The organism is Saccharopolyspora antiqui (assembly GCF_052246905.1).
Taxonomy (GTDB): Bacteria; Actinomycetota; Actinomycetes; order Mycobacteriales; family Pseudonocardiaceae; genus Saccharopolyspora.
This window is the reverse complement of record NZ_JBQQBO010000013.1, coordinates 78,213-96,564: the sequence shown is the minus strand read 5'-3', so window position 1 is coordinate 96,564 and position 18,352 is coordinate 78,213. Positions and strand designations below refer to the sequence as shown.

Genomic DNA, 18,352 nt, shown 5'->3' with positions numbered 1-18,352 from the left:
CAGCACGCAGGACGAGCGCAAGGACAGGCCGCGCAAGCTCTCGCGAAACTGAGCGGATCTGCTCAGAACAGCGGTTCGCCCCAGGTGTCGGTGAAGGCCAGCTCGGACAACGGCTTGCGGATGCGCGGCCGGAGCTCCTTCTCCTGCAACCGCTCCGGCATCCCGTCGAGCGTGCCCAGGGCGCCGACGGCGATCGCGATGATCGGCTCGTACTCGACCGGGATGCCGAACTCGGCGCGCGCGGCGTCCCGGTCGAACCCGGCCATCTGGTGCGCGTACAGCCCTTCGGCCACCGCCTGCAGCACCAGGTTCTGGGTCGCCAGCGCCAATCCGTACTCGCCGTATTGCATCGGCTCGCCGTCCTCGCCGACCACCTGCGCGATCCCGATCGCCAACGCCGCGGCGTCGCTGGTCCACCCCTTGTTCCCGCGTGACAAGGTGCCGTGGATCCGGTCGAAGGTGGCCTCGCCGCGCCGTCCCGCGACGTAGCGGGCGGGCTGGGTGTTGCCCCACGAAGGCGCCCACCTGGCCGCCTCGAACAGCGCCGTGAACTGCTGATCGCTCACCGTCGTCGCCGGGTCCAGAGCACGCGGGCTCCACCGTTCGGCCAGCAGCGGGTGCAGCGGCACCGAAGTCTCCGCCGGTTTGCTCGCCGGTATCTCGACCGCGTATTCCTCAGCAGTCACGGGCACCTCCTGGTTTGCTGCTGGCGAGTCTGGCTACCGCGAGCTCCGATGTCCACAGCCCAACCACTCGCTCGTGCGCAACCGGCCCCGGCAACCCGCTCACGACCCGTTCAGGCCCGATCACCGCGGAGTGCCGTTCCAACGGCTCAGATCGCGTAGTCCCAGGCGGTGAGCGAATAGGCGCCGAACCAGGAGCCGAAGAACACCAGCAGCACCGCAGTGGTCACCGCCGTCGTCGTCCGCCGCCGTGACAACCCGATCGCCACCGGAATGAGCAGCGGGAACGCGGGCAGTATCAGGCGGACCTTCGAATACATCAGCCCGTCGGAGCCCAGATCCAGCACCAGCACGGCAGCGGCGAACACCACCAGCGGCCACGGCATCCGCTGCCGCAGGCAGAGCACCATCAGCACCAGCGCGGCCAGCACGATCCACACCGTGAACGTCTCCAGCACCGACTTGTCCGAGGTCAGCGACTCGATCATGAACTTCCCGGTGGCCACCCCGCCGTCGAACGCCGACGACCAACCCCGCTGCTGGAGGGCGAAGTACCCGGTGAGGCTGCTGGTCTGCCATCCGACCCAGCCGATGTAGAGCAGCATCCCGGCAGGCGCGAGCACCAGCGCCAGCCACGGGCGCCAGCTGTCGCGGCGGTGCACGATCGCGATCAGCGCGGCGAGCCCGACCACCCCGATCAGCGCGGCGGCCGTCGGCCGCACCAGCCCTGCCCCGGCGCAGCACAGCCCGGCCAGCAACCAGTTCCGCTCGATGATCCCGATCAACGCCCAGATCGACAGGGCGCAGAACAGCGCCTCCGAGTAGGCCATCGAAAGCACCACGGACATCGGAGCCGCCGCGAACAGCACGACCAGCAGCAGCCCGACTCCGTCGGAGCCACCGACGTGACGCCCCAACCGCGCCAGCCCGTAGGCGGCCACCACGCCGCAGGCCAGACTCGCGGTGATCGCCGCACCGGTCACTGCGCTGCCCGGAATCCAGGACAGCGCAGTGATCAACAGCGGGTAGCCGGGGAAGAAGGCCAGCGGCGTTTCCGGATAGCGGTTCCCGAAACCGTCCACCATGTTCGGGTTGACCCCGCCGTAGCCGTGTTCGGCGATCTCCAGGTACCACTGCCCGTCCCAGGCGCGGAGGTTGTCGATCAGCGCCTCGTCGTTGGCGGCCGACAGCCACGCCAGCACCAGCAACCCGACCAACCGGATTGCGAGGTACACCACAGCGGGCCCCGCTGCGATGATCAGCCGGTGCTGCCGCGGCGAGCCCGGACGAACCCGGTCCAGCAGCCCGGAGCTCGGTTGTTTCCGCTGCGTAGCGGCGGTGTTTCCGACGCTGCGAACGGGTGGCTCGATCGCTCCTGGAGTGGTGGACAACCGGGTCCTCCGCTCTTGTCGACAATCGCGTCCAACAGCGTAGTGGTGGCTTTTCTGATTGGGGTCGGGCGGTGTCGGTTCGGTAGGCTAGTCCGGCAGCGGAGCGACCTGGTAGAAGGCCGTTTCGGCCAGGTAGGCCGACGCTGCTCACTGCCCGGTCGCGGGGTTGTCGGCCCGCCGAGCGGTGTGCCGGCGCCCCTTCGTCCACTCGGTGTCAGTGCGGGGACAACCCGCACCCGGGACGGCCGCACGGGTCGAGGAGGTTTGTTTCACGTGGCGCTCGTCGTCCAGAAGTACGGCGGTTCCTCACTCGAAAGTGCTGAGCGCATCAAACGGGTCGCAGAACGCATCGTCGAGACTCGCAAGACGGGCAATGACGTGGTCGTCGTGTGCTCGGCGATGGGCGACACCACCGATGAGCTGCTCGACCTCGCCAAACAAGTCAACCCGGCGCCGCCGGAGCGCGAACTCGACATGCTGCTGACCGCAGGGGAGCGGATCTCCAACGCCCTGGTGGCGATGGCGATCGAGGCGCACGGCGCCGAGGCCCGCTCGTTCTCCGGCTCGCAGGCCGGCGTGATCACCACCTCGGCGCACCAGAACGCCCGGATCATCGACGTCACGCCCGGTCGGGTGCAGGAGGCGCTGGAGCAGGGCCAGGTCGTGCTGGTCGCGGGCTTCCAGGGCGTCTCCCAGGACACCAAGGACATCACCACGCTCGGCCGCGGCGGCTCGGACACCACCGCGGTGGCGGTGGCCGCCGCGATGAACGCCGACGTGTGCGAGATCTACACCGACGTCGACGGCGTCTACACGGCCGATCCGCGCATCGTGCCCAACGCCAGGCACCTCGAACGCATCTCCTACGAGGAGATGTTGGAGATGGCGGCCACCGGCGCCAAGGTGCTGCACCTGCGGGCCGTCGAGTACGCCCGCCGCTACGGCGTGCCGTTGCACGTCCGCTCTTCTTACTCGCCCAAGCCCGGAACGATCGTGTCCGGCTCAGTGGAGGACCTTGCCGTGGAACAGGCGATGATCACCGGCGTCTCGCACGACCGGTCGGAGGCGAAGGTCACCGTGCGCGGTGTGCCCGACAACCCCGGGGTCGCGGGGCGGATCTTCCGCGTGGTCGCCGACGCCGAGATCGACATCGACATGGTGCTGCAGAACGTCTCCAGCAGCGCTTCCGGGCTGACCGACATCACCTTCACGGTGGCGCGCAGCAACGGGGCGGTGGCGGTCGCCGAGCTGGAGAAGATCAAGGACGAGGTCAGCTTCGAGCAGGTCGTCTACGACGACAAGGTGGGCAAGGTTTCGCTGGTCGGCGCCGGAATGCGCTCGCATCCCGGGGTCACCGCGACGTTCTGCGAGGCGCTGTCCAATGCCGGGGTGAACATCGACATCATCAACACCTCGGAGATCCGGATTTCGGTGCTGATCCGCGACACCCAGCTCGACGACGCGGTGCGTGCCCTGCACGACACGTTCGAGCTCGGTGGCGACGAGGAGGCCGTGGTGTACGCGGGGAGTGGCCGCTGATGGCCCAGGAGAAGAAGGCACCGACGCTGGCAATCGTGGGTGCTACCGGCGCGGTCGGCACCGTCATGATCGACATCATCAACCACCGCGAGTCGGTGCCGTGGGGCGAGATCCGGTTGATCGCCTCCGCGCGGTCCGCGGGCAAGAAGATCACCGTGCGCGGCCAGGAGCGCACCGTCGTGGAGCTGTCGCCGACGGCGTTCGACGGGGTGGACATCGCGCTGTTCGACGTGCCGGACGAGATCTCCGCGCAGTGGGCGCCGGTGGCCGCCGAGCGCGGTGCCATCGCGGTGGACAACTCGGGCGCCTTCCGGATGGATCCCGACGTGCCGCTGGTGGTGCCGGAGGTCAACGCCGCGAAGGTGCACGAGCGGCCCAAGGGGATCATCGCGAACCCGAACTGCACGACGCTGTCGATGATGGCCGCGTTGGGTGCGCTGCACTGCGAGTTCGGCCTTCGCGAGCTGGTGGTTTCGTCCTACCAGGCGGCTTCGGGTGCCGGGCAGGAAGGCATCGACCGGCTGTACGCGGAGATCGCCGCGGTGGCGGGCAAGGGAGTCGGCGCGCGCGCCGGGGACGTCGCCGAGGCGCTGGCCGCGGCAGGACTGCCGGAGGAGACGCCGTTCAAGGCGCCGCTGGCGCTCAACGTGGTGCCGTGGGCGGGTTCGCGCAAGGACGACGGCTGGACTTCGGAGGAGCTGAAGGTCCGCAACGAGTCCCGCAAGATCCTGGGGATCCCGGACCTGAAGGTGTCCGCCACCTGCGTGCGGGTGCCGGTGGTGACCACGCATTCGCTGGCGGTGCACGCCACCTTCGAGCGCGAGGTGACCGTCGAGCGGGCGCACCGGGTGTTCGAGGCGCAGCCGACGATCGTGCTGCAGGACGACCACGACCGCGGTGTGTACCCGACCCCGGCCGGTGTCGTCGGCGGCGACCCGACCTTCGTGGGCCGGGTCCGGCAGGCGCTGGACTTCCCGAACACGCTGGACTTCTTCGTCTGCGGCGACAACCTCCGCAAGGGCGCGGCGCTGAACACCTACGAAATCGCCGAAACCCTCGCGCAGTGACCTGACTCGGGTCCGCCAAGGGCGCCTTCTTCCTGGCCACAGGAGGAAGGCGCCCTTGGCGTTCTGAGTGAAGCGCGGCCCTATTCCACTCGAACGTGTGTTTGTTCGCTGCGCGGCTCAAATGCCTGTTCGATTCGGCCGATAGTGGAGGCATGTCCGTGATGACCTGGCCCGACCATGTGTTGACCTTGGCGGAGTTCGACGAGCTTCCCGAGGACAACTCGCGGCGCTACGAGCTTCAGGAAGGTGTCCTCCACGTGACCCCGAAAGCTTCCAGCTTGTACCAGCGCGTCGTAGGCGCACTTGTTATCCGCGCTCAACCGACAGCTCGCCTCGGACTGGGAGGCGATTCCGGACGTCGAGGTCGTGGTGACCCTGGGGTGGCCCCCTACGTTGCGTGTACCCGATGTTGTGATCGCGTCGAGCAGCTTGATCGACCAGAACCCGAACCGGTTGCACGCCAAAGACGTAGCGGTGGCAATCGAGGTCGTGTCGCCGGGTTCAGGGCGAACCGATCGTGTCCTGAAAATGTTCGAGTACGCCAAAGCAGGCATTCCGTTCTACTGGGTCGTGGGGCTCGATGGTCCTGTCGCACTGACCGAATACCAACTCGTCGACGGGCTTTACGAAGTTGCTTGGGGTGGCACCGGTACGTTTTCGACGGACGTTCCGTTCGCGGTGAACATCGATCTCGATGCCCTTGCTCGGCGAGCAGGGCGACCATCGAGCTGAGCAGGACTCCGACGTTCGGGCGTGTGTCCGGCGGATAGGTTTGGGGCATGAGCCATGCCCCGGTCGTCCTCGGCATCGATCTCGGTACCACGGCGACGAAGGTCGTCGCGGCGGGTAGCGATGCTCGGGTGCTGCACCAGACCGAGCGCGGATACCCGCTGCGCACCGACGAGTCCGGCGAGGCCGTGCAGGACGCGGTCCAGGTCCGGGACGCGGCGATCGAGGCGTTGGCGGAATGCGTGGTTTGGGCGGATGAGCACGACCACCCGGTTGCCGGGCTCTCGTTCAGCACCGCGATGCACACGTTGGTCGGGCTCGACTCGGCCGGGGAACCGGCCACCCCGGCTTTCAACTGGGCGGATACCCGTGCGGCCGAGGTCGCCGAGCGGCTGCGGTCCGACTGGGACGCCGCGGCCGCCCTGCACCAGGCCACCGGGACTCCGGTGCACACGCAGTCGGTCATGGTGAAGTTGGCTTGGTTGACCGGGAGCCGCCCCGACCTGACGCGCGACGTGGTGCGCTGGTGCGCGCTGAAGGACTTCGTGGTCGCGGCCTTCGTCGGCCAGCTGGTCACCGAGTACTCGCTGAGTTCGGGTAGCGGCTTGCAGGAGATGGCGACGCTGCGATGGCACGGGCCCGCTCTGGAGGTCGCGGGCGTGCGTGCCGATCAGCTGCCGGAGATCCACGCGCCGACGGACACCTTGCCGCTGAAGTCGCAGGTGGCCAAGGCTGTTGGACTGTGGGAAGGGCTGCCGGTGGTGCTCGGCGGTGGCGACGGTCCGCTGGCCAACCTCGGGGTCGGTGCGGTCAGCCCCGGCGTGGCCGCGCTGTCGCTGGGCACCAGCGGGGCGCTGCGGGTGACCCGCGACCAGCCGGGTGTGGACGAACGGTGCCGGACGTTCAGCTACGCGATGTCCGACGGTCTGTGGGTGATCGGTGGGGCGGTGAGCAACGGAGGTGTGGTCGGGCAGTGGGCTTCGGAAGCCTTCGGGGTCGACGTCTCCGACCTGCTCGACGAGGCGTTGGAGGTGCCTGCGGGCGCGGACGGGCTGATGGCCCTGCCGTACCTGCTCGGTGAGCGGGCCCCGTGGTGGGAACCCGGTCTGACCGGCTCGTTCGTGGGGCTGCGGCGCTCGCACGGCCGTGCCGAGATGACCCGCGCGGTGGTCGAAGGCGTGGCGCAGCAGCTCGCGCTGGTGCGCGACGCGGTGGCCGATTCCGGGGCCGAGGTGCGAGCGGTCCGCGCGACCGGTGGCGGCTTCCGGAGCCGGGTGTGGGCCGATGCGATCGCGGCCGCGCTCGACATCGACCTGGAGTTGGCGGCGGGCAGCGGCGGGTCCGGGCTCGGCGCGGTGCTGTTGGGTTGGCGAGCGCTCGGTGAGTTCGACTCGCTCCAGCACGCCGCCGAGCTGGTGGCGCCGGAGGGCAAGATCTCCCCGGACCCGGCCGCCGCGCGGTTGATGGCCCGCCGCCGACCGCTGGTCGATCAGCTGCACCGCGCACTGCGCGACTTGCCGCTCTGAGCTCGTCTTGTTCGTTCGGGTGGCGGTGCGGGCGCGCCGTCCCAACTTCGGGATCCCGGACATCGAGCAGGCCACCTGCACCACGTCGGGCGGTCTTCGCGAGGCGACCGCGAGGCCCCTGCGGCGGTGGTCGCACGGGCGAATTGAGCGGCCGCGCCGCTTTCGAGGCAAGATCAACGACAGGCGCTGCGCTTGCCCCCGGCGTTCGTCGAGTGGCCGTTCGCGCAGGCTAGCGGTCGGATGAGGCGGGAAACACACTCCTGGGTGTTTTCTTGACTCGTTCCAATCTATGGGTGGCATACTTGGCGGCGCTATGACCCTCAGCACGACCAACGGCAAGCACACCGCCAACGCGGACGACCCGCGCGAGCGGCTGCGGGCTGCCGGTCTCCGGGTCACCAAACCGCGCCTGGCGGTGCTGCGATGGCTGGCTGGCCATCCACACGCAACCGCCGACCAGGTGGCGACCGCAGTGCGCGGGCAGCTCGGTTCGGTGTCCACACAGGCCGTTTACGACGTGCTGAACGCGTGCGGCAACGCTGGGCTGCTGCGCCGGATCGAGCCCGCCGGGCATCCGGCCCGGTTCGAGACTCGAACCGCCGACAACCACCACCACCTGGTGTGCCGCGGGTGCGGGCGGACCGAGGACGTCGACTGCGTCCGCGGGCCCGCCCCGTGCCTGACCCCATCGACCACCGCGGGCTACGAGGTGGACGAAGCGGAGGTCGTGTTCTGGGGGTTCTGCCCTGATTGTCGATCCTCGGCAACCTCGCCGGAGGACCGCCGCCACCACCACGAGGAGGGACGATCGTGAGTTCGGCACGCCCCACGACGACAAACGCCGGTATCCGGGTCGCCAGCGACGATCACTCGCTGACCGCTGGTTCAAACGGCCCGATCCTGCTCCAAGACCACTACCTGATCGAGAAGAACGCCCAGTTCAACCGCGAGCGGGTGCCGGAGCGCGTGGTGCACGCCAAGGGCGGCGGCGCGTTCGGCTTCTTCGAGGTCACCGAGGACGTCAGCCAGTACACCAAGGCCGCGGTGTTCCAGCCGGGCACCACGACCGACACGCTGATCCGGTTCTCCTCGGTCGCCGGTGAGCTGGGTTCGCCGGACACCTGGCGCGACCCGCGCGGCACCGCGATGAAGTTCTACACCACCGAGGGCAACTACGACCTCGTCGGCAACAACACCCCGGTGTTCTTCATCCGCGACGCGATCAAGTTCCCGGACTTCATCCGCTCCCAGAAGCGCCGCGCCGACAACCACCTGCGCGACAACGACATGCAGTGGGACTTCTGGACCAATTGCCCGGAGTCGGCGCACCAGGTGACCTGGCTGATGGGTGACCGGGGCATCCCGAAGACCTGGCGGAACATGAACCTCTACGGTTCGCACACCTACCTGTGGATCAACGGGGCGGGCGAGAAGTTCTGGGTCAAATACCACTTCAAGACCGACCAGGGCCACGCGTTCCTGGCCCAGGCCGAGGCGGACCGGCTGGCCGGTGAGGACGCCGACCACCACATCCGCGACCTGTGGACCACCATCTCCACCGGCGAGCACCCGAGTTGGACGCTGTACGTCCAGGTCATGCCGTTCGAGGAAGCCGCGGACTACCGGTTCAACCCGTTCGACCTGACCAAGGTGTGGCCGCACGGCGACTACCCGCTGATCAAGGTGGGCAAGTTCGTGCTGAACCGGAACCCGGAGAACTACTTCGCGCAGATCGAGCAGGCCGCGTTCGAGCCGTCGAACCTGGTGCCGGGCATCGGCGTGTCGCCGGACAAGATGCTGCAGGGTCGGCTGTTCTCCTACCCGGACGCGCACCGCTACCGGATCGGCACCAACTACATGGACCTGCCGGTCAACCGTCCCGTCGCGCCGGTCAACAGCTACGCCAAGGACGGCCAGATGCGCTTCAGCTTCGGTGTGGGTGATCCGGTCTACGCGCCGAACTCCTACGGCGGCCCGCACGCCGACGCCTCCTACGGCACCGATGACACGGCTACCGGCATCGAGCAGGAAGTCATCCGCTCGGCGTACCGGCTGCACGCCGAGGACGACGACTTCGGCCAGCCGGGTGCGATGGTCCGCAACGTCTTCAACGACGAGGAGCGGGCCCGGTTCGTCAACAACGTCTCCGGCCACCTCTCCCACGGCGTGAGCAAGCCGGTCCTGGAGCGGGCGCTGGAGTACTGGCGCAACGTCGACAAGGCCACCGGCGACAAGATCGCCGACAAGGTCCAGGGCTGACCCCCGCACCCCACCACAACTGACTGCGACAACCCACCACCCGCGGAGGCCCGGGAGCGCCAAAAACGCGCCCCGGGCCTCCGCACGTCGTCGATCACCCCATGCGGTGAAGAGTGAAGGGCACCTTGGACCGACTATGCCGGTCAAAGGTGCCCTTCACCTGGAAAATCCCGCGATGTTCAGTGGCGGGAGTGGGTGCCGGTGGAGTGCTGTCCGGTTTGGGGGTTGTGCGTGCGCTGTCGCTGCGCTTGCTGCGGGTGTTGGGCGTTGTGGACTTGGTGCATGATCAGGCGTTCGCAGCTGCGCAGCACGGTCCGAACCGCTTCGCGGTGCGTCCGGTCGTGCAGTGGGTTGACCGACTGCTCGCGCCAGCGCGACAGCGCGGCGGCCGCCTCGTCGGCCAGATCGACTTCCAAGGTGGTCTCGTCCCGACCCAGCCGCGCGTGCGGGGCGCTGCCGAAGGCGCCGAGCAGCCGCTTGGCCTCCGACTGGAGCGGCCGGGCGAAGCGCACCTGCCCGGAATCCAACGCCGACAGCAGCCGCAGCTCGTTCCACTCGTGCGCGTTGGCCAGCAGCCGTTCGAACTCCCCGAGCAACTGCTGCACCCCGGGCCGAGGATTGGCGCGCAGCACCATGTCGACGGCCAGCAGCGCAGATCGCGCCCGCAACGCGTTCTGCCGCTCCACGAACTGCTGGTGCACGGCCTCCTGCAACATGTTCATGCCGCTTTCGTCGAGCAACGCGGCCCGCAGGTCCTTCGGCGCGGTCACGCCGCTGCGCAGCAGCGTCAGCGCGCGCTCGACGCCGAAGTGCCCGAACCGCTCCAGCAGTCGCTGCCGAACGGGTCCCGGTGTCGACTGCAATCCGGTGCTGTTGACGAACCGGTCCGCGGACAGCAGCAGCGCGTCGAGGTCGTTCTGGGACAGCCGCGCCAGGTTGCCCAGCGCGGTGAACTCCTCGTCGGTCATCGTCGCGACAGCCTGCCCGAGCAGCCCGATCACCGGGATGAGGTGCTGCGCGAAGGACCGCAGCGTGGGGTCGTTGCGGTAGCGCTCGGCGATCCGTTCGGCGCCCTGCAACCCTTCCGGGCCGCCGCTGCCGGTCTCGTCGGCGCGGGAGAACGCCACGATCGTGTTGATCGGTACGCAGCGGGCCGTCTGCAGTTCGTTGACCGACTGCAGGAACTGGAGGTCGGTCTGCCGCGGATACCGCGTCAGGTAGAGCACGGCATCGGCTTCGGACAGGATCTGCGCGAGCGCCGACCGCCCGGTTTCCTGGACCGCCGCCGACGCGACACCGGGCGTTTCGATCAGGGTGATGGCCTGCAGTCCCGGCGTCGGCGACTCGATCACCAGCCGGGCCACTTCGTCGGGCCGCCAGTGCTGGAGGTCGCGGATGGTGCCAGCGTCCAATGTGGTCACCGGGACGTTCTGCACCGCGCCGTGCGGGGTGTGGATCAAGATCTTGGGTTCCGGCCCGTACTGGTAGAACGTGTTCACCTGGGTGCGCTCTTCGGCGTCGGTGGGCGCGAGCTCCTCGCCGACCAGGGCGTTGATCAGCGTGGACTTGCCCGCCTTCACCCGCCCGCTGACGGCGATGCGCAACGGTTGGCCGAGCCGTTCCAGGCGACCGCGCAGCCAGGTCGAGGTGCGCGGATCGTCCCGGTAGAAGGTCATGGTGCGGATCAGCAGCCCGCGGGCGCGTTCCAGCAGCGCGTCGGTGCTCATGCCGCGGTGATCCGGTTTTGGGTCAGCAGGCTGACCCGCCGCCGCAGCACCGTGAGGTCTTCCAGCTTCTGGCGGATCTCCCTGGCCCGCTGGTCGCGGTCCACCGCGCTGCGCTCGGCGGATCGCTTGATCTCCTGGATGGCCCGGCTGATCTCCATCTGGGCATCCTCGGTGATGCCCGTGTAGTGCGTGTGCAGGCCCCGGTGAATGCCTCGGATGGTGTCCTTGGCCTCCTTGTTCACCTGGAAGATGACCTGCTCGACGTAGCGCTGGACGGAGCTCTTGGCCTCGGCCTGGCGGCGACGCAGCCGCATGTCCTTGTCTTCCTTGAGGCTCTTGGTGCCCAGCAGCACGCCCGCCGAGATCGACACCACGTTGATCAGCGGCAGGTTCGCCATGGTGGTGATCAGGCCGAACATCAGCACGCCGCCGTAGGAGCCGCGCAGCCCGGTGAGGAACTGGTCGAGGCGCTTGTAGTCGGAGCCCGGCGGCAGCTTCGGTTCCGGGACCTCGTCCAGCGGGTCCGGCGGGCGAACGCGGTTGAGGTCCGGCAGCACCCCGGTGTACTGGGTCAGCATCTCGTCGGCGACCTGCTCGGCGAGCCGCTCTTGGCGCTGCTGCAGCCACTCGAAGGTTTCGGTGATCGCGTCGGTGAGCCGGGCGGCCAGCCAGTCCCGGAATTCCTCCCAGACCTCCAGCGGATCCGCGGTTTCGAACATCTCGCTGACCTGGTGCAGCACCGCCCAGCTGCGTTCCCGGAAGTCGAACTCGATGTCGGTGAACATCTCGGAGATGCCGTCGTTGAGCGTCTTCTGCCAGCGGCTGGAGACGCGCTTGAGGTCTTCGGCGCGGCGCTGCGCGGTTTCCAGCTCCACCAGGGTTTCGGCGGCGGTGCGCGGGTTCTGCGCCACGAGTTCGGCGCGCAGCGCATCGTTGATCTGGGTGAGCGCTTCGGAGACGTTGTGCGCGACCAGTCGGCGGGTGAGCTGCTCGTGCTTGCCGGCCATCTCGGTCTTGAGGAATTCCAGCAGCGGTGGGAAGCCGGATTCGACGTTGAGGTTGGTGTTCTTGGTCTGCATCGCGCGCATCCGGATGTTCGCCGACACCGGGAAGATCTTGGCGGAGATACCGGCGTTGTCCAGGTGCTTCCGGTTGACTTCGAGCACTCGGCGCCAGTGCGGCGTGCGGTCGATCTTGGGCAGCACCAGCGCGACGTTCGGGCACAGCGCGGTGGCCTGCTTGAGGAAGGTGAGCTCGTTGGTGGTCAGTTCCTGGGTGGCGTCGGAGACCATCAGCAGCGCGTCGGCCTCGGCGATCACGGCGAGCGTGGTAGCGGTCAGCGAGGAGGACACGCTGCCGACGCCGGGGGTGTCCATCAGCGCGAGACCGTTCTGCAGCACGGCGCGGGGGATGCCGATTTCGCCGCGGGTGACCGGGCGGCCCTGGGCGATGGCGTGTTCGAGGTGCTCGCGGACCCGCTCGATGGGCACCGGCATGCGGTCCAGGGCGGCCGGTCCGTGCTGGGGTTCGTGCTCGATGAGCAGCGCGGTCGGTTCGTCGGAGTGCCGGACGAGGGTGGGCACGAGGGTGGTGACGTCGTCGCCGGAGGCGCACACCGGTGCGTTCACGATGGCGTTGACCAGCGCGCTCTTGCCCTGCTTCGACTCGCCCACGACCAGCACGAGCTGCGTTGGGTCGAGCACGCGGGTGCGGATCTGCCGCAGCCGGCCGTGCAGATCAGCGCGTTGCTGCTCGGCACATTCGGCAGTCGCGCGATCGATCAGTTCTACCAACGCCGTCTCGATCACGGCGTCGATTGTGGCAGTGCCGCAGCCGATAGATAAACCCAACCGGCTGAACTCATGCCTGCAACATCACCCGGAGTGTCAAAAAGGTCCGGGATTGGTGCGAAATGCGAAGAATGCCGGGATCCGCAGTTGCGCGGATCCCGGCATTCAGTTGCTCACTGCGTTCAGAGCAGGCCGTCCAGCGGCAGCGCGGAGGTGACGGAGCCCGCCACGTCCTCCACGGTCTCGCCGACGATCGGGCCAGCAACCGGCAGGTCGCTCGGCGCGGGCAGGTGGGAGACCACGTCGCCGACCGGCAGGGCCGAGGTGACGTCGTCGACCGGCAGGACCGAGGTCACGTCGTCGAGGGGCAGGGCCGAGGTCACGTCGTCGACCGGGAGGACGTTGACGTCGCCACCGGTCACGCCGCCGACCACGTCACCGACGACCGGCACGTTGCCGGCCACGCCGCCCACGACACCGGTCACGTTGCCGATCAGGTCGCCACCGGCCACGTTGCCAACCAGGTCACCGGCGATCGGCACGTTGCCAACCACACCGGTCACGTCGCCGACCACGCCACCGATCACGTCGCCGCCGATCAGGTCGCCACCGGCCACGTTGCCGACCAGGTTGGTGACGTTGGCGGTGAGGTCGCCGACGATCGGAGCGTCGTTGACGACGTTCAGCACGTCGAGGTTCACCGAGTTGTCCACGACGTTGGTCACGTCACCGTGCACCACGGTGCCGGCGCCAGCGGCCAGGTCGACGCTGGTGTCGAAGACGTGCGTCGCGGTCTCGTTGACCTGGGTGACGGTGCCGTAGGTCAGGTCGCCCACCACGTTGGTGGCGCTGGACAGGTCGAGGCTGTCGCCGACCTGGCCGACGGTGTTGCCCACGACGCTGGCCACGATGTTGTCGTTGCCGATGTTGTTGCCGCTCACCACGTCGTGGATGCTGATCAGGTTGTTCGAGTCGGTGTTCTCGATGTCGATGTCGACGTTGTGCGACGTGGCCGGAGCCGGGGCCGGCAGCGTGGCGTCGACGTCGTTGGACTTGCCGAAGTCAGCGGGCTGGGCGGGGGTGCTCTGCAGCATGCTCTGTTCTTCCTGCTCGAATGGATGTGCGGGATGCAGTTGGTTGATCGCGACGTGCTGGGTGCTCGCAGCGAACTTCTCGACGCTGCTCTGGAATGAGCGGTCGTACGCGGTGACGACCTCGACCGGCGCGTAGTCGAGAACCAGCGACGTGGCTTGCAGGACGTCTGTCGCGGTCATGCCCCCGAGTCCGGCTTGATCCAGCGTGGCTTGCGGATCAGCGTCGAAGGCCGACCGGGCGGCCGGGTCGCTGACGAGGCGCGTGAGGAACTCGTACAGCGTCGGCTGGTCCGGCAGGCCCGCAGCGGAGTGGGTCCCGGGGTCGGAGATGGAGGACTCGGCCCGACCAGTCGCTTGCTGAGGGTTCACCATCCTTGGGCCTCCCGATGCTCAGCGGTACTCGGCTGGGTGTATTCCGAGTGAGGTCGTCCGGTCCCTCACTGCCGTGTTGATCACAGTAGAGACGGGGGACCCCCCTGCCATCGGGAACGACTCCTAGTTATCCGGGCACCTATTAGGGGACCGGGGAGGTGGCCCATTAGGGGGTCGGTTAGGGCATCCGGAACCTGTGAGTAACTGGATGCACGCTAAATTGTGTCCACCCTGCGCCACCGCGGGCATCGCCTGATGGTGGTCGGTTCGGTACACGAAGGGATTGCATGCCTTACGTCCTGGGCATTCATCTGGGCGCGACGGCGACGACGGCTGCCATTGCCCGCCGCGACGGCAGTCGGTGGGTGGCGGCCGCGCCGGTCCCGCTGGCCGCCGGTCCAGTGGTGCCGACCGTGCTGTGCAAGGTCCAGGACGGGTCGTTCGTAGCGGGCGAGGCAGCCGCGCGACAGGAGCTCACCCATCACGAGTGGGTGGTGCGCGGCTTCACCGGACGGCTCGGCGACGATCTGCCGCTGCTGGTCGGCAGCGAGTTCATCCCGGCGCAGCGGCTGGTGGCGACCATGATCGAGTGGGTCGCCGATGCCGTCGCGCACCGGCAGGGGCATCCGGCCGAGCACATCGCCGTCGCGCACAGCGCCAGCTGGGGTCCGCACCGCACCCACCTGGTCCACCAGGCATTGGCCCAGCTCGGGCTGTCCGACGTCACGATGGTGCCCGAACCGGTGGCCGTCGCGTTGGACTACGCGGCCAAGCAGCGGGTCGAAGAGCACGAGCCGATCGTGGTGGGCAACGTCGGGGGCAGCGGTTTCGACGCGACGGTGCTGCGGCGTCGCAGGCAGGGCTTCGAGCTGGTCGGCCCACCGCTGGACGCCGACCATCCCAGCGGCCAGGACCTCGACGACGAGATCTTCGCCGCGGTGCGCGCCGAGTTCGGTGATCGGCTGGATGCGATGGACCTCTCCGATTTCAACCAGCGGGCCGCCCTCGCGCACCTGCGCGCGGAGTGCGTCCGGGCGAAGGAAGCGCTGTCGCACCAACCGGGTGTGCAGCTGCGGGTGGAGCTGCCCGGCATTCGCACCGAGTTCGCACTGTCCCGCTCGCGGTACGAGCAGCTCGCCCGCCCGCACCTGGAGCGGGTACCGGAGCTGATCGTGCAGGCGGTGCAGTCGGCGACGTTGTCGCCGGACGATCTCGACGTGGTCGTGCTGGCCGGTGGCACCGCGCGCACCCCGCTGCTGAAACAGCTGGTGGGCGAGCGGTTGCAGAAACCTCCGCTGGTCGACGTCGCGCCCGAGTTGGCGGCGGCCAGCGGTGCGTCGCTGGCCGCGGTGCAGGTCTTGTCGACCGACACCGACCAGGGCTCGGTGGCCGAGACGAGCGTGTTGATGCGCATCGAAGGCTCCGACGATTCGTTCGAGGACTTCGACGAGGAGTTGGCGGCGGCACCGCGACCGCCGATCGACGTGGAGCCGATGCCGCTGGACCCGCCGGATGAGGACCGCGCGCGCCGGATGAAGATCATTAAGTTGTCGGTGGCCGCCGTGTTGATCATCGGCGGCCTGCTGCTCACCTACTTCTGGCCCAATGCCTCGGTCGGCGGCGTGCTGAGCGCGATCCAGCACATGCGCAGTTGATCTGGATGCCGCCGATCGATCGGGATGACAAGGACTGCAGGCGTGAATCATTCGACGACCTCCCGCCCCGCCGTGTTGCCGGACGGGCACGCGGCCGGGCTGCGGTCGGCGATCACCGCCGATCCGACCGCACCGATCGTGGCCGGGATCCAGGGCGCCGGCGGTTACGGCAAGACCGCGCTGCTGGAACAACTCGCCGGGACCTACCGGGACGCCGGGGTGCCGGTGTTCGGGGCGAACGCCCTTGAGCGGGCGGGCGAAGGCGCCGTGCTGGTCGATGATGCCCACCGGCTGGACGAGTCGGTGCTCGGCGGGCTCCGGGAGATCGCCCGGCAGCCCGGCGCGCGGCTGCTGGTGGCTTATCGACCGGGGCCGCGACCGAATGCCCTGGGTGAGCTGATCGGCGAGCTGGGTGCGCCGGTCCTGCTGTCCGTGCTCGGGCGCGAGGAGATCGCGGCGCAGGTCGAGGCGGCGCCGGAGTGGATCGGCTGGTTGCAGGCGCAGACCGGCGGCGTTCCCCGCTACGTGAGTCGGGTGCTGAACACGGCCGAGCCCGGCGTGCCGGAGTTGCCGACGCGCGCGCTCGACGAGTTCCAGCACGATCTGGACCAGCTCGGCGAGGCCGGTTGGGGATGCGTGACGGCGATGGCGGTCGGTGCGACGCCGCATCCGGACCTGCTCGCGTCGTTGCTCGACCTCGACCCCGCGCTGGTCAGCTCCGCACTGCTCGCGGTGCGGGCCGGTGGGTTGGTCGGTGCCGACGACGTGCTGCTGCCGATCGTCCGGGCCGCCGCGCTGCGGCTGACGCCGTGGGAACGACGGCTGCGGGTGACCCGGCGGCTGGTCGAAATCCAGTTGGCCCGAGGCGGTTCGGTGTTGCCGCTGGTCAGTCCGCTGCTCGGCGCCGAGATCGCGCTGCTTCCGGAAGCGACTCTGGCGGCGGCGTTCGAGAAGGCCGGGGAGGAAGCCCTGCGGGACGCGCCGCAACTGGCGGGACGGCTGTTCGCCGCCGCGGTGTCGGCCGGTACTCCCGCCGCGTCGGTCGCGGCGCGCCAGGCACGAGCCGCCGCCGTCGCCGGTGAGCTGGACGAGGCGCTGCGGCTGGCCGATCAGGTGATCGTCGACGAAGCGGTACCGGACAAGGAAGTCGGCGTGCAGGTCGCGGCGAGCGTGTTGGCGCACCGGGGGCTGCTGGAGCGTTCCGCCGAACTGTGCCGGTGGTCGGTGGGGCGGCTGCGTTGGCCCGGCGACCGGGCGTATGCCGCGGTGGGCCTGATCGGTGCCGGTCGGCTCGGTGATGCCGACGAGGTGCTGCGCACCTCCGACGACGCCGGGCCCCCGACCTCGTTGACCGGCGCTGCCGCGCAACTCGCCGCCGGGGTCCGCGAATCCGTCGTCGGATCGGCGACCACCGCCTTGTCCACCCTGGTCCGGGCCGCGGCGCTTTCGGAACCGGTGGGGCGGAGCATCCTGGCGCCGGACACCCCGGCGTCGATCGCCGCCCTGGTCGCGCTGCACTGCGGTGAGCTCGACGTCGCGCAGTCCACATTGGACCGGGCGATCGAGTCGGGTACCGGTGGGCCGCTGCTGCACAACCGGCACCGGTTGTTGGCGGCGTGGCTGCCGCTGGTGCGCGGCGACACGGTGACCGCCCGCGCGAAGCTGCCCGCGACGACCCAGCCTGCGGCGCGCGACCGGCTGTTGGCCACCGCGATCGAGGCGGGTATCGCCAGTCGGGACAACGACATGGCCGCGCTCGCCGCGGCGCGCGGTCAGGCCAGGCAGGCCGTCGCGGAGCACTCGGTCGACCTGTTCGCGCTGCTCCCGCTGGGCGAACTCGTCGTCGCCGCGGCGCGGCTGCGGGACCAGGACTGGATCACGCCGTACCTGACCGAGGCCCGCGAACTCCTGGACCGGCTGGGCAACCCTCCACTGTGGACGTCGATGCTGACCTGGAAGCGCCTGCAGGCGGCGGTGGTGCTGGAGGAGATGTACGACGCGCAGCAGCGCGCCGCGGAGCTGGGCGGCATGGCGCACCACAACCCGCTGGCCGCCGCGCTGGCCGAGGCCGCCCCGGTGTGGTTGCGGATCCTCGACGGCCAGGTGGACCAGGACGAGGTGGAGCGGGTCGCGCGGGCGCTGCACGCGGCCGGGCTCGCGTGGGACGGGGCGCGGCTGGCCGGGCAGGCGGCGATCCGCACGACGGATCGACGCGCGATGCTGGCGTTGCTGGAATGCGCTCGCGCGTTGCAGGGCAAGCCGCCGCGCCCGCGCGCGGTGCGCGGCGCGACGTCGACCGAGAACGATCTGCTCAGCGAGCGGGAGAAGGAGGTCGCCGAGCTGGTGCTCGTCGGCCTGACCTACAAGCAGGTCGGCAAACGCCTGTTCATCTCGGCCAAAACGGTGGAACACCACATCAGCCGCATCAAGCAACGCCTCGGCTGCGCCAACCGCGAAGACCTCCTGAACCGCCTCCGCGAACTCCTCGGCCAACACTGATCCGAGTGAAGGGTGAAGGGC

Annotated in this window: 13 protein-coding genes; 8 read left to right on the top strand and 5 right to left on the bottom strand. The window is 69.1% G+C overall.

The window, feature by feature from the left end:
* Nucleotides 1–62: 62 nt before the first annotated feature.
* A complete protein-coding gene (locus tag ACTWQN_RS21060) occupies nt 63–686 on the bottom strand; it encodes a nitroreductase family protein (protein WP_443205236.1) in 624 nt (207 codons plus the stop codon).
* A gap of 146 nt (nt 687–832) precedes the next feature.
* On the bottom strand, nt 833–2,074 hold the full coding sequence (locus ACTWQN_RS21055) for a putative hexosyltransferase (RefSeq protein WP_443205235.1): 1,242 nt from the start codon (nt 2,072–2,074) through the stop codon (nt 833–835).
* A gap of 273 nt (nt 2,075–2,347) precedes the next feature.
* On the opposite strand from ACTWQN_RS21055, the gene ACTWQN_RS21050 reads away from it, so the two are divergent.
* The 6 genes from ACTWQN_RS21050 (at nt 2,348) to ACTWQN_RS21025 (ending at nt 9,194) form a co-directional block, all read left to right on the top strand.
* Nucleotides 2,348–3,613, top strand: a complete 1,266-nt coding sequence (locus ACTWQN_RS21050; RefSeq protein ID WP_443205234.1) for an aspartate kinase — start codon at nt 2,348–2,350, stop codon at nt 3,611–3,613.
* Entirely contained in the window at nt 3,613–4,680 is a 1,068-nt protein-coding gene (locus ACTWQN_RS21045; protein WP_443205233.1) for an aspartate-semialdehyde dehydrogenase, read from the top strand. The genes ACTWQN_RS21050 and ACTWQN_RS21045 overlap by 1 nt, the downstream gene beginning before the upstream one ends.
* Before the next feature lie 303 nt (nt 4,681–4,983).
* Nucleotides 4,984–5,412, top strand: a complete 429-nt coding sequence (locus ACTWQN_RS21040) for a Uma2 family endonuclease (protein WP_443205232.1) — start codon at nt 4,984–4,986, stop codon at nt 5,410–5,412.
* 47 nt (nt 5,413–5,459) lie between these two features.
* A complete protein-coding gene (locus ACTWQN_RS21035; protein ID WP_443205231.1) occupies nt 5,460–6,935 on the top strand; it encodes a gluconokinase in 1,476 nt (491 codons plus the stop codon).
* Between the two features lie 313 nt (nt 6,936–7,248).
* Nucleotides 7,249–7,749, top strand: coding sequence for a Fur family transcriptional regulator (locus tag ACTWQN_RS21030; RefSeq protein ID WP_443205230.1), 501 nt, complete (start codon nt 7,249–7,251; stop codon nt 7,747–7,749).
* Nucleotides 7,746–9,194, top strand: coding sequence for a catalase (locus ACTWQN_RS21025; RefSeq protein WP_443205229.1), 1,449 nt, complete (start codon nt 7,746–7,748; stop codon nt 9,192–9,194). Before ACTWQN_RS21030 ends, ACTWQN_RS21025 begins: the two co-directional genes overlap by 4 nt.
* A gap of 179 nt (nt 9,195–9,373) precedes the next feature.
* Here the strand turns inward: ACTWQN_RS21025 and ACTWQN_RS21020 are convergent, their stop codons facing one another.
* The 3 genes from ACTWQN_RS21020 to ACTWQN_RS21010 form a co-directional block, all read right to left on the bottom strand.
* Nucleotides 9,374–10,921, bottom strand: a complete 1,548-nt coding sequence (locus tag ACTWQN_RS21020; RefSeq protein ID WP_443205228.1) for a dynamin family protein — start codon at nt 10,919–10,921, stop codon at nt 9,374–9,376.
* On the bottom strand, nt 10,918–12,729 hold the full coding sequence (locus ACTWQN_RS21015; RefSeq protein WP_443205227.1) for a dynamin family protein: 1,812 nt from the start codon (nt 12,727–12,729) through the stop codon (nt 10,918–10,920). Before ACTWQN_RS21015 ends, ACTWQN_RS21020 begins: the two co-directional genes overlap by 4 nt.
* Before the next feature lie 164 nt (nt 12,730–12,893).
* Complete coding sequence (locus ACTWQN_RS21010) at nt 12,894–14,177, bottom strand: IniB N-terminal domain-containing protein (RefSeq protein ID WP_443205226.1); 1,284 nt, start codon at nt 14,175–14,177, stop codon at nt 12,894–12,896.
* Nucleotides 14,178–14,464: 287 nt separating this feature from the next.
* Between ACTWQN_RS21010 and ACTWQN_RS21005 the strand changes: the two genes are divergently transcribed.
* Nucleotides 14,465–15,832: an Hsp70 family protein gene (locus tag ACTWQN_RS21005; protein WP_443205225.1), complete on the top strand. Its 1,368-nt coding sequence runs from the start codon at nt 14,465–14,467 to the stop codon at nt 15,830–15,832.
* Nucleotides 15,833–15,874: 42 nt separating this feature from the next.
* Nucleotides 15,875–18,331, top strand: a complete 2,457-nt coding sequence (locus tag ACTWQN_RS21000; RefSeq protein WP_443205224.1) for a helix-turn-helix transcriptional regulator — start codon at nt 15,875–15,877, stop codon at nt 18,329–18,331.
* The last annotated feature ends 21 nt before the right edge of the window (nt 18,332–18,352 follow it).

Excerpts from the sequence above, each read along its gene's own strand:
- ACTWQN_RS21045 (WP_443205233.1), top strand. The coding sequence starts at position 3,613 with ATGGCCCAGGAGAAGAAGGCACCGACGCTGGCAATCGTGGGTGCTACC.
- ACTWQN_RS21035 (WP_443205231.1), top strand. The coding sequence starts at position 5,460 with ATGAGCCATGCCCCGGTCGTCCTCGGCATCGATCTCGGTACCACGGCG.
- ACTWQN_RS21030 (WP_443205230.1), top strand. The coding sequence starts at position 7,249 with ATGACCCTCAGCACGACCAACGGCAAGCACACCGCCAACGCGGACGAC.
- ACTWQN_RS21020 (WP_443205228.1), bottom strand. The coding sequence starts at position 10,921 with ATGAGCACCGACGCGCTGCTGGAACGCGCCCGCGGGCTGCTGATCCGC.
- ACTWQN_RS21010 (WP_443205226.1), bottom strand. The coding sequence starts at position 14,177 with ATGGTGAACCCTCAGCAAGCGACTGGTCGGGCCGAGTCCTCCATCTCC.
- ACTWQN_RS21005 (WP_443205225.1), top strand. The coding sequence starts at position 14,465 with ATGCCTTACGTCCTGGGCATTCATCTGGGCGCGACGGCGACGACGGCT.